This is a genomic window from Tundrisphaera lichenicola (assembly GCF_051175385.1).
Lineage (GTDB): Bacteria > Planctomycetota > Planctomycetia > Isosphaerales > Isosphaeraceae > Tundrisphaera > Tundrisphaera lichenicola.
In genome coordinates, this window is record NZ_CP195106.1 from 3232203 (window position 1) to 3245014 (window position 12812).

Annotated in this window: 13 protein-coding genes; 7 read left to right on the top strand and 6 right to left on the bottom strand. The window is 66.8% G+C overall.

The annotated features are described in order from the left end of the window. Nucleotides 1-125: 125 nt before the first annotated feature. From P12x_RS12840 to P12x_RS12850, 3 genes are read left to right on the top strand one after another with little or no spacing between them, the layout of a single operon-like run. On the top strand, nucleotides 126-1991 hold the full coding sequence (locus P12x_RS12840; RefSeq protein WP_435011261.1) for a TolC family protein: 1866 nt from the start codon (nucleotides 126-128) through the stop codon (nucleotides 1989-1991). A 26-nt stretch (nucleotides 1992-2017) separates the two neighbouring features. Further along, complete coding sequence (locus P12x_RS12845; RefSeq protein WP_435011262.1) at nucleotides 2018-2524, top strand: hypothetical protein; 507 nt, start codon at nucleotides 2018-2020, stop codon at nucleotides 2522-2524. A 19-nt stretch (nucleotides 2525-2543) separates the two neighbouring features. Then, nucleotides 2544-3008, top strand: a complete 465-nt coding sequence (locus P12x_RS12850) for a DUF421 domain-containing protein (protein ID WP_435011263.1) — start codon at nucleotides 2544-2546, stop codon at nucleotides 3006-3008. Between the two features lie 441 nt (nucleotides 3009-3449). Here the strand turns inward: P12x_RS12850 and P12x_RS12855 are convergent, their stop codons facing one another. Both P12x_RS12855 and P12x_RS12860 read right to left on the bottom strand, forming a co-directional pair. After that, entirely contained in the window at nucleotides 3450-3776 is a 327-nt protein-coding gene (locus P12x_RS12855; RefSeq protein ID WP_435011264.1) for a cupin domain-containing protein, read from the bottom strand. Nucleotides 3777-4180: 404 nt separating this feature from the next. Then, a complete protein-coding gene (locus tag P12x_RS12860) occupies nucleotides 4181-5545 on the bottom strand; it encodes a hypothetical protein (protein WP_435011265.1) in 1365 nt (454 codons plus the stop codon). A 173-nt stretch (nucleotides 5546-5718) separates the two neighbouring features. Here P12x_RS12860 and P12x_RS12865 point away from each other — a divergent pair, with 173 nt between their 5' ends. Beyond that, nucleotides 5719-5841 carry a hypothetical protein gene (locus tag P12x_RS12865; protein ID WP_435011266.1) on the top strand — a complete coding sequence of 41 codons (123 nt, stop codon included), beginning with the start codon at nucleotides 5719-5721 and terminating at the stop codon, nucleotides 5839-5841. A gap of 65 nt (nucleotides 5842-5906) precedes the next feature. On the opposite strand, the gene P12x_RS12870 is transcribed toward P12x_RS12865, so the two are convergent. Further along, a complete protein-coding gene (locus tag P12x_RS12870; RefSeq protein ID WP_435011267.1) occupies nucleotides 5907-7733 on the bottom strand; it encodes a sulfatase-like hydrolase/transferase in 1827 nt (608 codons plus the stop codon). 448 nt (nucleotides 7734-8181) lie between these two features. Here P12x_RS12870 and P12x_RS12875 point away from each other — a divergent pair, with 448 nt between their 5' ends. Beyond that, a complete protein-coding gene (locus tag P12x_RS12875; protein ID WP_435011268.1) occupies nucleotides 8182-8820 on the top strand; it encodes a PEP-CTERM sorting domain-containing protein in 639 nt (212 codons plus the stop codon). Between the two features lie 128 nt (nucleotides 8821-8948). Here the strand turns inward: P12x_RS12875 and P12x_RS12880 are convergent, their stop codons facing one another. Beyond that, nucleotides 8949-9422, bottom strand: coding sequence for a VOC family protein (locus P12x_RS12880; RefSeq protein ID WP_435011269.1), 474 nt, complete (start codon nucleotides 9420-9422; stop codon nucleotides 8949-8951). Nucleotides 9423-9611: 189 nt separating this feature from the next. Between P12x_RS12880 and P12x_RS12885 the strand changes: the two genes are divergently transcribed. Together P12x_RS12885 and P12x_RS12890 are read left to right on the top strand one after the other, a co-directional pair. After that, a complete protein-coding gene (locus P12x_RS12885) occupies nucleotides 9612-10739 on the top strand; it encodes an MBOAT family O-acyltransferase (protein WP_435011270.1) in 1128 nt (375 codons plus the stop codon). Then, nucleotides 10681-11670 carry a zinc-dependent alcohol dehydrogenase family protein gene (locus tag P12x_RS12890; protein WP_435011271.1) on the top strand — a complete coding sequence of 330 codons (990 nt, stop codon included), beginning with the start codon at nucleotides 10681-10683 and terminating at the stop codon, nucleotides 11668-11670. Before P12x_RS12885 ends, P12x_RS12890 begins: the two co-directional genes overlap by 59 nt. Before the next feature lie 173 nt (nucleotides 11671-11843). On the opposite strand, the gene P12x_RS12895 is transcribed toward P12x_RS12890, so the two are convergent. Together P12x_RS12895 and P12x_RS12900 are read right to left on the bottom strand one after the other, a co-directional pair. Next, complete coding sequence (locus tag P12x_RS12895; RefSeq protein WP_435011272.1) at nucleotides 11844-12218, bottom strand: hypothetical protein; 375 nt, start codon at nucleotides 12216-12218, stop codon at nucleotides 11844-11846. A gap of 294 nt (nucleotides 12219-12512) precedes the next feature. Beyond that, on the bottom strand, nucleotides 12513-12701 hold the full coding sequence (locus tag P12x_RS12900; RefSeq protein WP_435011273.1) for a hypothetical protein: 189 nt from the start codon (nucleotides 12699-12701) through the stop codon (nucleotides 12513-12515). Between the last annotated feature and the right edge of the window lie 111 nt (nucleotides 12702-12812).

Here is a 12812-nt window from a genome sequence, read left to right on the forward strand (position 1 = left end):
CCGGAAAATTCACGGAACGACGTCCTGGCGGAAAGATTGGACGGGCCCGCCCACTCAGCCCGATCTTCGCTCCTGGAACGGATCAGGCTCGGCAAATTCGCCGAGACTTCGATGGGAGGGGTCCGATGATCGGGAGTACCAGGCCGGTCCGAGGACCCGGTCGGCGATGCATGCCGGCGATCCTGTCGCTGGTCGTCATGGCGGCCGGAGGTTCGATCGCCCGGGGACAGGGGATGAACGCCGGTGCCGGCTCGGGCGGGCCTCCAGGGGCCGGGCTGGGGGGGGCACGCGGCTCGGCCGTCGACCCGGACCCGGGAGGATCTCCGGACGACCCGGGCCAGTTCGGCGGGATCAGGGGCGGCCAGGGGGGTCAGGGCGGGACGGTGGGCTCGCCGTCCCGGAGCGGATTGAAAGACTCCCCAGGCGATCCCGACGAGTCGCTCTTCGGCCCGCCCATCGGAGCCTCGGGGACCACGGGCCGGCCGAACTCCCCGGGGACCCAGCCGCCCGGCTTCCTGGGAGGGCGTCTCGGCCCGACGGCGATCCCCGACACCCGGCCCGGGGGTGATGGCGGGCCTGGCTCGAATCAGGCCCTCCGGAAGCGCCTCCGCCGCGATCGCGAGGGAGTCCAGCCGTCCGAAATCGATCCGTTCTCCCTGGCCCGTCGCCCCGGCCTGGATATCCCCGAGCCCGAGGGGGACGCCGGGCCCGAGGACGGGCTGACCCTGGACCTCGCCATTGACCAGGTCCTGCGGCAGAACCTCACGCTGATGGCCCAGAGGTTCGAGATCCCCAAGGCCGAGGCCGACGTCCTCACCGCGGGGCTCCGGAACAACCCGATCGTCTACGGCGATGCCCAGTTCGTCCCCTACGGCAAGTACACGCAGGAACGTCCCGGGGGCGGGGGCGGCCAGCCCCAGTACGACGTGAACTTCTCGTTCCCGCTGGACGTCACGGGCAAGCGGCACGCGCGGGTCGCCGTCGCCCGGATGGCCCGGCGCGTCACCGAGGCCCAGTTCCAGGACGCCGCCCGCCAGCTCATCGATGACCTGTACGGCGCCTTCATCAACGTCCTGGCCGCCCGCGAGACCCTCCGATACGGCGAAGCCTTCCTCGAAGGGATTACCAGGATCCGCGGGCAGGCCGAGGCCCGGGCCCGACAAGCCCCGGCGAATCCCGCTCCCGAGGGGGACGAGGCCGCCCGGAAGAAGGCCGAGGACGAGCGCGAGGCCGCCGAGGGCGCGATCGTCGAGCTCAAGAGCCAGGAGAAGCAGTCGCGCCTCCAGGTCCGACAGGCGGGCCGCGAGCTGGCCCGGACCACCCGGACGCTGGCCCAGATCCTGAACGTCCCCCCAACCCAGGCCGAGTCGCTCCGGATCCGGGGTCGGCTCCGGGTGCCCGCCCCTCCGACCATCCCCGCCGACGAACTGGTCCGGACCGCCCTGGCCTCCCGGCCCGACCTGATCGCCTACCGGCTGGGAGTCTCGCGATCCCAGGCCGACGTCAAGCTGGCCCGGGCCAACCGCTTCTCCGACGTCTATCTGGTCTATCAGCCTTACACGTTCCAGGATGGCAAGGCGTTCGGATACAAGGCAACCTACTCCTGGGGAGCGGGGGTGAACGCCACGCTCCCGCTGTTCAACCGGAACCAGGGGAACATCGCCCGGGCCGAGTGCAACGCCCGGCAGACCCAGGTGGAGATGGCCGCCCTGGAACAACAGGCCTCGCACGAGGTCCGCGAGGCCGCCCTCGACGTCGAGCTGGGCCTCGCCGACGTGGTCGAGCTGGAACGGGACGTCATCCCCGCCGCCCGCCAGGCCCGAGACCGATCGTTCGGCGAGTTCCGCGACGACCCCTCCAAGGTCGGCGATTACCTCGACGACCAGAAGGATTACAACGACGTCGTCCAGCAATACCGGAACGCGTTGATCGAGCTTCGCCAGAGCCAGCTCGACCTGAACACGGCCGTCGGGCTCCGCGTCATGCCCTGAAACGAACGACCCGAGGAGGCGAGGCGATGCCCCGAGCCCGGAAGGACCGCGGACTGGAGCTTGACGAGGACATCCCGTTCCAGGAGAAGACCTGGGCCTGGCAGCGGGTCGCCTGGTCGATCATGGCGGCGATCCTCCTACTTGGCCTGATCGGCCTGTTCGGCGACGGCCCGATCAGCAAGGCCTCGGTCGGCGACGGGGGAGGATCCCTGCGGGTGGAGTACCGCCGCTTCGCCCGCCGCCAGGCCGAGACGATCCTGGAGTTCATCGTCCCCCCCGGGCCCGGGAAGGAAGTCCGGATCTGGGTCGACCGAGAGTACGCCGATCGGGCCGACATCCGCCGCGTCGAGCCCGACCCCGCCCGGGTCGAGGTCGGCTCCGACGGCATTACCTATGTCATGCCGGTCGTCCGATCCGATCGGCCGGTCCGGATCCAGCTCCACGCCTATCCCGAAGACCCGGGCCCGCTTCGCGGGCAAGTTCGCGCGGGGGACGGCCCGAAGCTCGGCTTCACCCACTTCATCTATCCTTGAAGGCGAACGGGAGGTCCCCTTGGAACCGGTCTTGAGGGCGGCGGCCGTCTACGGCCTGCTGATGGTGGTGGTCCGGGCCTCGGGCCGTCGGACCCTGGGCGAGACGACGACCTTCGATTTCGTCCTCCTGCTGATCATCAGCGAGGCGACGCAGAACGCGATGATCGGCGAGGATTACTCGCTGACCAATGCGTTCCTCGTAATCCTGACCCTGATCACCCTGGACGTTGGCTTCTCGCTGGCCAAAAGGCGCTGGCCCCGGCTCGACAAATGGGTCGACGGAGTCCCGACGCTCCTGGTCGAGCACGGCCGCCCGATCGAGTCGAGGATGCGGCGAGCCAGGGTCGGCCCCGACGACATCCTGGAGGCCGCCCGACGCCTCCACGGCCTGGAGCGGATGGCCCAGGTCAAGTACGCCATCCTCGAACGGACCGGGGGGATCAGCATCATCCCTGCGGAGGGCCACCGCGACGGGAACACGTGACGGCCGACGAGCCGGAGCATCGGGCAAGTTCAGGAGCGCCCCCAACGCTCGGCCCCCCGACAAATCTCGCCGGTCCTGGTGGATCCCGCCCCCGAGGGCCGTCGCGGTCCAGGCGACTCGCCAGGATCGATGGGCCCCCCGTCGAAGCCGCCCTGGAGTGCGGGAGCTTTCATACACTCCCTTCACTCGGGCCCATCCCCGCCGGTAGCGGCTCCGGTCCCCGAGGCGTTCGGCGGCTCGTGTTCGCCGAAAGACGATCTGGGCCAACTCACGCCTTCGGTGGACCCCGGCCCGCCTCGATCGACGAGAAGCGTCTTCATCGCATGCCGACCCGGGTCTGGCACGTCCCGATCGGATCCGCGACGGAGTATGAAGGCTCGGGACGTCGCGTCACGGAATTCGGCACTCCGGGCGAGCCGGTGATCCCTCGAACCGCGAGCCTCAAGGGGCGGATATCGTCACGAGGAGAGAAGCGTCTTCGATCCCCAAAACGGAATGGGGTTGCCCGGCCGGGAGGTGGAGCAGTTGCCCGGCCCCCAGCTCGTGCGTGACCCCTCCCGTCGTGAAGGCGACGCGTCCCTCCAGGCAATGGGCCGTCATTTCACCCCGGGCCGAGTGGGTGGGAATCTCCTTGTCCCGGGGGATCACCAGGCGGATAACCTGCAGGCTCCCGGCCTTGACCAGGGCCGTCGTCCTGGCGTCGACCAGCCCAAGCCCGAGCGGTCGAACATCGATCACCGGACCCGGCTGCTCGCTTGGAATCGACATGGAAAGCTCCTCGAAAAGTGCGACGGGATACTTGGAAGATGAGCGAGGCTCAGGCCGGAACTCGCGCGATGGGGTTTCCCGGCCGGCCGGAGCCCCGCCGGGATGGCTGCACGGGGCCGCGGTCCCGGAGTCGTTCATCCGCGAGAGGTGGTCGCCCCATCCCCGGGCGCGTCCCTCGAAGGCCGACCCGAGGCGGTCATCGAGGCGGGCTCCCTGGTAGAACTCGCGGACAATCGCGGGAATCGAGACCTCGTTGATCCCGCGGCATCCGCACAAGGGACGCCAATCCCTCCCGTCAGGGGGAACGCCGTACGGTCGCGTCGAGGGGGCCTCGGACCTCCCGGTCGGGTTCGGTTGCCATTCCATCCGACGATCCACCGATGATCGGGCCGCGACCGACGGAATCAAGGGGACGAGGCCTTCCAGTAATCCGGCAATCCCGGCTTCGTCTCGCGGAGGATCTCGATGATCGCCCGACGATCCTCCGCGCTGAGCCGAGGATCCTCCTGGCCGGTCTCCGACTTGCGATCCTCCTCGCCGGTCTCCGACTCGCCGAGATGCTCCCAGAGCCTTCGATAGACGTAGTCCCTCACCTCGACCGGGAGGGAGTCGAAGGACCGCGTATAGATCAGGTAGCTGCAAGGGTATCGAAATAATCGGCCGTTGAGGTCGAGATCGCGAAGGGACCGGCCTTTCGAGTCGCGGGGACCGCGCCCGCTGAAATCGGCCGCGAAGGAAGAGGTGCCCTCGATCCGCTCGGTCAAGGGGGCCTCGCCCCCGAGGAGCATGTACCGGACGACCGCATCGCCGACGCTCCGGATCCGGGACCGCGTGGTCGGGGACTCCGCATCGTCCGGGCGTCCGAGCGCCTTGTTCATCTCGCGCTCGTAGTGCAAGGCCATCCGCGTCTCCATCCCCGCGCGAGCCAGCCGGTTGAGCATCCCGGCCTGATGCTCGAGGACCATCAACGCGACGATGTCGCTGTGCGACGTCAGATAGGACGAGGTCGCGAACCGATCCTTCAGGTCGACCACGTTCACGCCGCCGGAGTTATCGACCACCTCGGGTCGTCTCGACCCGGGGATGGTCATGTTCCCCAGGTGTATCTGGGCGCCGCTGGTGCCCGTGACATACCACCCCCCCCAGCGCTCGGCGATCGGGCTCTTGTGATCGGTCCGGAACGTCCCGCTGGAAAGCAGGGGATAGCCCTTGCGATCCACGAAGAGCGAACGGACGACGTGCCCGGGGAAGCCTTGATTGGCCGAAGAACTATGACAGATCAGGCACGACTCGGTCTGTCGTTGCGGGACGGGCTTCGTCTCCTCCGACTGGTCGAGCGTGTAGAATGCCGTGCCAAGGACCTCGTCCGCCGCGGAGATCTCGAGCACCCGCCCGCGAAGGCAAGAACCGATCATCACCTCATCATTGAAGTAGATGGCCCTGGGTGTCCGGGGAGAGATCCGATCCCGCTGGAGGCTGGTCTTGGAGAAGACGAGCACTTGCGACGACTCGGGCACGTCGAGGGCGCGGAGCAGCGACCGGAGATAGCCGTGCTCCGGCTCGTATTCGAGAGTCCCCTGACCCCGATCCAGCAGCTCCTGGAGCCGAGAGACCGCATTCCGGGGCGCGGCCACGCTGTAGTTGATCGGGTCCCGGTCGATCTCCTGGCCAAGCGAGGTCGAAGCCACGAAGGCGGAGCAACCGAGCAAGAACGCGCCCAGCCGGACCGAGGCAACGCCTTGGGTAGAAATCCGCTTTGCATGCGCCATCGATCGGCCTCTTCCACACCATGGGAGTGATGAGCCGCCCGTCCCCGATCAGGTCGCCGGGTCGTGGAGAACACCCGGATCGTCCGGCGGGAATTTAACAGGTATTCCAAATACATATTATCGCGACGCGGCCGATTGTCAATCGACCGACCGTGATTGTTCGAGGCCGACACATGCCCGAGCGACCGAGGCCGCCGGTTGAAGTGACGGATTGCGGCGACGAGGGGTCCGGCCGGGGATACCTGACCGACGATCGAGGGAATTCCCCGGACGGCCTGCCGGATGACGTTCCTTGACCTTGCCTCGGGCGGAGGTCTGTTGACTCCCGAGCCTGGTGCTCTGCCTCTTTCGAGGCCGGAGCCTACCGCCCGGAAAGGTCCTGGAGCAACCGCGGGACGTAGGAGGCGTAGCGGGGATCGGGGGCGGGTCCCTTCGCTGGCAAGGCTCGAATCGACTTCGCGAGTGAGCCCGCTCTCGGGCCGAGGTCGTCGATCGCCGCCAGCGCCGTCATCGAGGTAAAGACGTCGTTCTTCGACCAGTCCGCCAGGCTCAGGAGATTCGCGATGGCCCGGGATCGATCCTCTTCGGAGCCGTGGGTCCCGAGGGCCTGCGCGGCGACGACCTGGACCTCGGGCGAGGGGTCGTCCAGCGCCTTCGCGAGTTCCTTCCCGGCCGACTCGAAGCCGGCCTTCCCTCGGATCAGGATCCCCAGCGCCGCCCAGTAGCGGACTGCGGGATCGTCGTCGACGAGCTTCGACTTCAGATCCGGCAGGGCGTCGAGGCCGGTCATCGAGGCCTCCGAGGCGGTCGCGAAGATCCGATCGAACGGGTAGCGGCCGGGCTCGCGAGCCAGGTCGTAAGGGCTCGCTCCCTGGGAACGGCGGAAGCGGTCCCCTTCGGGAAGGAAGCCCACGTCGAGGATCCCACGGGCGTGGTCCCGGTGGGCCTGCCGGAGCCGATCCAGCGACTCCCGATGCTCGGGGGCGTCGACGAGATTGTGCACCTCGTCGGGGTCGTCCCGGAGGTTGTAAAGCTCCTCCGGCGGCTTGGGATTCCAGAATGCGTCCTGCGCCGGGGTTAACTTCCCTTGATCGTGGAGCGCCTTCCAGACCTGCGTGGTCCGGGTCTGGAACATGTAATCGATGTGCTGCCCGTAGATCAGATGCGGCATGTAGTTGCGGATGTAGACCAGGTTCCCGTCGGTGACGCTCCGGACCAGGTCTCGACGCTCGTCCATCCGTCCCCGGAATCCGTACAGGAATGGCTGCGGAGGGGCCGCGAACTCGCCGAGGAAGGCGTGCCCCTGCAGCCACGCCGGGGGGCGGACACCCGCCAGGCTGAGGACGGTGGGGCCGAAGTCGACGAAGCTCACCAGCCGATCCGATCGACCGCCGGGCGTATACCCCTCCGGGGCGAGGTGCCGCCACTTCTCCGGGATGGCGACCACCAGCGGGACCCGGAGGCCCGAGTCATACGGCCAGCGCTTGCTCCGGGGCATGCCCGACCCGTGGTCGCCGAAGTAGAAGACGATCGTGTCGTCGACCAGCCCGTCCCGTTCGAGTTCGGCCAGTCGACGGCCCGCGTCGGCGTCGGCGTCGGTGACCCCGTCGTGATAGCGGGCCCAGTCGGCCCGGACCTCGGGCGTGTCGGGATGATAGGCCGGGACCCTCACCCCGGCAGGGTCGTGACCGGGGATCGGGGGAGGCGTGCGGATCTTGCTCTCGTGACTCTTCTCCGAGTTGAAGACCGCGAAGAATGGCCGACCGGACGGTCGATTCCTCCAGTGGGCCGACTTCGAGGAGGCGTCCCAGACCCGGCCCGGTTTGGCCAGGTTGTAGTCTTCCTTGGCGTTGTTGGTGCAGTAGTAGCCGGCCTCGCGGAGGAGCTGCGGGAACATCTTCAGGCCTGACGGATACGGGACCAGGCTCCTCATGTGCTCGGCTCCGGTCGAGGGCGCGTACATCCCCGAGATCAGGGTCGAGCGGGCCGGGGCGCAGACCGGGGCGTTGGACCAGGCATGCGAGTAGATCATCCCCCGGGCCGCGAGCCGGTCGACGTGGGGAGTATTCGCATATCGGTCGCCGTAGCAACCCATCTGCGTCCCGTGGTCCTCGCTGGTCAGCCAGAGGATGTTGGGCCTGTCCTGCCCCTCGACCGTGGCCATCGGCAGCATCGAAATCAGAGACACGACGAGCCATCGTGATCTCTCGAAAATGCTTATCCGTCGATCTCGGGGGTGCATGCTCGGTTACCTCTCCGACCGGTGAAACGCGGACGACCCGCCGCGTATCGGACGATTCGAGATTACACCGGAGGCGAGGCGGGGGCCATTCCCTCGGACGGTTGCGGAAAGCAGGATTGCCCGCCCCCGAGGGCAATCGCGGCGAGGCCCGCCCTCATCCCGATTCGGGCTCCAGGCTGATTTTGCGAATCATGGCCGTGGCCTTCTGATGCTCCAGCACTCCGGTTGGTGCCCCGCTGCATCCTCGCGTTTAACCCATCCAACAGGGCCTCCACGCCCGAGCCCGACCCTGCCAATAGTGGCTCCAGTCCCGGCGGCTTCCGGCAACCAAACCTCACGCAAATCCCCCGCCGCTCGGAGACACCTCCCCCTCATTCGTGACTATCGGAGTTCCATGATGAACCGACTTTCGACGCGGATTGCACTGACGGCGATGATGCTGTTCCTCGGCCTGGCGGCGGGCGAGTCTCGGGCCGCGATCATCTTCAGCGACGACTTCGACCAGGAGAGCACCGGCCTCAATTATAACTCCTTCGCGAACTGGTCGATCTCGGCCGGGACCGTGGACACGGTCGGTAACGGATTCTTCGACTTCCTGCCCGGCAACGGGGTGTACGTCGACCTCGACGGGTCGACCTTCAACGCCGGGGTCATGTCCTCGAACGGGCAGAGCCTGGCGGCCGGCTCCTATACCCTGTCCTTCGACCTGGCGGGCTCGCAGCGGGGCGACACCAACGTGGTGACTGTTTCGTTGGGCACATCGAACAATGCCAGCCTGTTCGGCTCGACCATCCTGACCCGGGACTCGGCCGACCCGTTCACCACGGAGACCATCAACTTCGTCATCGGCTCGCCGACGAGCGACTTCCACATCTCGTTCTCGAACGCCGGGGGCGACAACATCGGCGCCCTCCTGGATCGGGTGGTCCTGCAATCCAACGCCGTGCCCGAGCCCGCCAGCATCGTCATGATGGGCCTCGGCAGCCTCGGGATGATCGGCTACGGCTGGCGTCGCCGCAAGCTCGCCCGATAAAAACAACAGCACATAACCAATCAGGCCCGCCCCGATCTCCGGGGCGGGCCATCTTGTGCGCGACGAATTCGAGCGGGGGACCGAACCTCGGCCCGGGCGAGATCCGGCATCGACTCACGCGGCCCCTCTCAAGCGCAGGGCTCGCCCGCGAAGGCGGCCATCCGCTCCTGGATCTGCTCGGGCGTGACGTCTTCCAGATGCTCGGCGATCGACCAGTGATGACCGAACGGGTCGATCACCTTGCCGTAGCGATCGCCCCAGAACATGTCGGACAGGGGCATGCTGACCGTGGCACCGGCCTCGACGGCGCGGGCGAACGCGGCGTTGGCGTCGGTCACGTAGAGGTGAAGGATCACCGGCGAGCTGCTACCCGGGCCGACCGATCCATAGTCGGGGAACTCGTCGGCAAGGAACAGCCTGGAATCGCCGATCTTCAACTCCGCGTGGCCAATCTTGAGCCCGCCATCCTCCGCCGGGAACGGCGTCCGGTCGATCTCCTCCGCGCCGAAGGCTCGCTTGTAGAACTCGATCGCCTCGGATGCCCCCTTGATGACCAGGTGCGGCGTGATGGCGTGATGCCCTGCCGGAATCGGGTGTGACATGGTAACCTCCCGGAATGATCGAGCCCGGCCTGTCCTGTTCACATGATCAGGAACACGGTCGGATTCGAGGATTGGAATCTTTCATCGGCATCCTGTCAACGTCCGTACACCAAATCTTCGAGATTTTCCGATGCCGGGCCGAGGTATGACGCGGCGTTGCGTGATGCGTCAGATCCGGGATGGTGACCGATGAGCACGGCTGGCCCCCTCCTCCTGGCGTTCGCGGTCGCCTATGGCTGCGCCGTCGCGGCCCCCCTCATCCTCTTGAGGCTTCGAGTGGTGCCCGCCGCCAAAGCGGCCTGGTGCCTCGTGCCGGTGATCCTGGCTTGCCCGTTGCTCATCCCCTCGGCGAGCGTCGGGCTTCGGGCGGCGTCCGCCGTCCTCTCGGGCGATCTTGCTTTCAAGATCATCGATTACTTCCGCCGGTGGGATCGCCTGGACCGTGGCACGATCCTCCGGGACTACTACGGACTCCTCATCCCGTTCCCGGTGTTCGCCGTCGTTTACCCCGACCAGAGGCGACGGCTGGGACGCCCGGAAAGCCCCTGGCCGCACCTCTCGCGCATCGTGGTCGGGATCGCCTGCGTCATCGGGTCCGTGCTGACGCTGAGGTTCCTGTCGGGCACCGACCCGATCCGATCGAGCTTCGCGCTCCATCATGCGGCGATGTTGCTGGCGTTCGTCGTGGCGGTCGAGTCGCTCTCGCGTGCCCTTTGCGGGCTCGAACACCTGGCCGGATTCGACACAACCCCGATCATCCGGGACATCTACCTGTCGCGGACCGTGTCCGAGTTCTGGCGAAGGTACAACGACCGGATTCATGAATGGATGTATCGGAATGTCTTCCGGACGACCGGCGGACGTCGGGCGCCCGCCCGCTCGGTGGTGCTCGTCTTCCTCGTCAGCGGCGTGTTCCACGAGCTGATGTTCGGGATCGCGACCTCGCGGTTCTCCGGCTATCAACTGGCCTTCTTCACCTTGCAGGCCCCGGCTGCGCTCGCGTCGGGACGGCTCGAACGCCTCGCGAAGCGAGGCGGGATCGCGGGCCGATTCGTCGCCCACGGCTCCACGATCCTCTTCCTCGCCGTCACGTCCGTCCTCTTCTTCGACGGGGTCAGCAAGGTATTTCCCTTCATTTATGCCAGCACGTCGCCGCTGCCCAGATCGAACGTATACCGATCGCCGCACGAGGCCTCCCTCGTTGCCCCGACCGCTAGAATGCGAGTGATCGAGCCGAGAGCCTCACCAGGAGCAAGTCATGGCCAGAGTCGTCCGCTTTCACGAGATCGGCGGGCCGGAAGTCCTGAAGATCGATGAGATCGACATCGCTGCCCCCGGGCCGGGCGAGGTCCAGATCCGCGTCAAGGCGCTGGGGCTTAATCGCGCCGAGGCGATGTTCCGCTCCGGGCAGTACCTGGAGGAGCCCAAGCTCCCCGCCCGGCTCGGTTACGAGGCGTCCGGGACGGTCGAGGCCATCGGGCCGGGCGTTCAGGGCTTCCAGGTCGGGGACGCGGTCAGCACCATCCCGAGCTTTTCCCTGAACGACTACGGGCTTTACGGCGATCTGGCCAACGCCCCGGTGCATGCGGTGATCCATCATCCGGCCTCGCTCTCCTGGGAGGAGGCGTCGGCGGTCTGGATGCAGTACGTGACCGCCTATGGGGCGCTGATCGACATCGCGGGGCTTACCCGGGGGGATGCGCTGGTCATCCCGGCGGCGTCGAGCAGCGTCGGCCTGGCGGCGATCCAGATCGCCAACAAGGTCGGCGCGACCCCGATCGCCCTGACGCGGGGGAGTTCGAAGCGGCAGGCGCTCCTCGACGCGGGAGCGGCCCACGTCATCGCCACCGACGAGCAGGATCTGGTGAAGGAAATCCTGGGACTCACCAACGGCCGGGGGGCCAGGGTCATCTTCGACCCCGTGGGTGGCCCGACCTTCGAGAAGCTCACCCGGGCGACGGCCAAACTGGGCATCCTCTTCCTCTACGGGGCCCTGAGCACCGAGCCGACCCCCTTGCCCCTCTTCGGGGTCCTGGGCCAGTGGCTCACGATCCGGGGCTACGTGATGATGGAGATCACCAGCGACCCCGAACGCCTGGAGAAAGCCGTCACCTTCATCAACGCCGGCCTCGCCGACGGCAGCTTCAAGCCGCTCATCGCCAGGACATTCCCGCTCGGGGAAATCGTCGAGGCCCATCGCTACCTGGAGTCGAATCAGCAGGTGGGCAAGGTCGTGGTGACGGTCTGAGCGGGGACCGGCCAGGGCCTCCGGAGATCCAAACCTGGTGACGGCACTCCGTCACCAGTGCGCATGACGGAGCGTCATGGACTTAAATCCAGACAAAAACAACACACACGAACGCACATTCATTCTACCGATCACCAAGGCCCATCGGCGAAGGTGGCCTCCGATCCTGCCACTCAATGGAGGTCCTCAGACTCCGGTTTCGGCCGCGGCCCTTCCTCCCACGTCCCCTTGTGCCAGGTGTTCCAGCCCTCGCCGACGCTCCACTCGCTCTCGCCGTCCCAGTACAGGATCAGGGTGAAATTGCGGGTCTTGTCGATCAGTTCCGTGAATCGGTTGGTCCGGCGCAGGAACTGGAACGTGCTCAACACCTCGTCGGCCGGTCGCCTTTCCGTCCAGTCTTCGCCGTCTGGGCCGGAGATGGTGCCGACGTGGCCATCTTCGCCCAGATACCGCCAGGTGCGTATCTTCGGCTTGTCGTCAGCCCCCGGGGTTGCCGACACCATGCTGCATGCGAAGGCCGCGAGCAAGATCACGAGGTACCGGGTCATGAGGTCCTCCCGGGCCTGAAGCCCGAAGGGCCAGGCCGATGGAACCGATCGGGGCGACATCGCCCCATCACTGGATTGGTGGCATTCCACCAATGCCCGATATTCATGTCCAGGGGGGCGCAGCACCACTCCCCATTTTCCGGGAGGATTACCGCCGGGCGCAACACAGGCCGAACCTCGTGGGATGGTCGAGATCCAACGGAATTTCGATGAGGCCAACGAGCGAGGCCCGGCACAAACAGCCCGGGCCTCGATCGGGGCCGAGATGGCAAACGACGAGGTTACGGCGTGAGATCAGCGGGAAGAACCTGCGAACTGCAACGTCCGTGCCTCGCGCTCGGCCCTGGTCGGGCTCTCGGGATCTCCGAAGAAGTATCCCTCCGGAGGATGGGCCGAGCCAACGGCCGAGACCGGCCGGAATGGATATCGGACCAGGCAGAAGATCCAGGCAACGAGGGAAGTGGTGAGTAAGGTGGGGACCATCGAGGAATCTCGGGGAGGTGAAGGCGGGAGTTTAGGGAGAGGGCCGGCTGGCGCCGGTCGTCATTATCATACGACAGAATCGAGAGAGATCACCCCCCCCACCAAGTCACA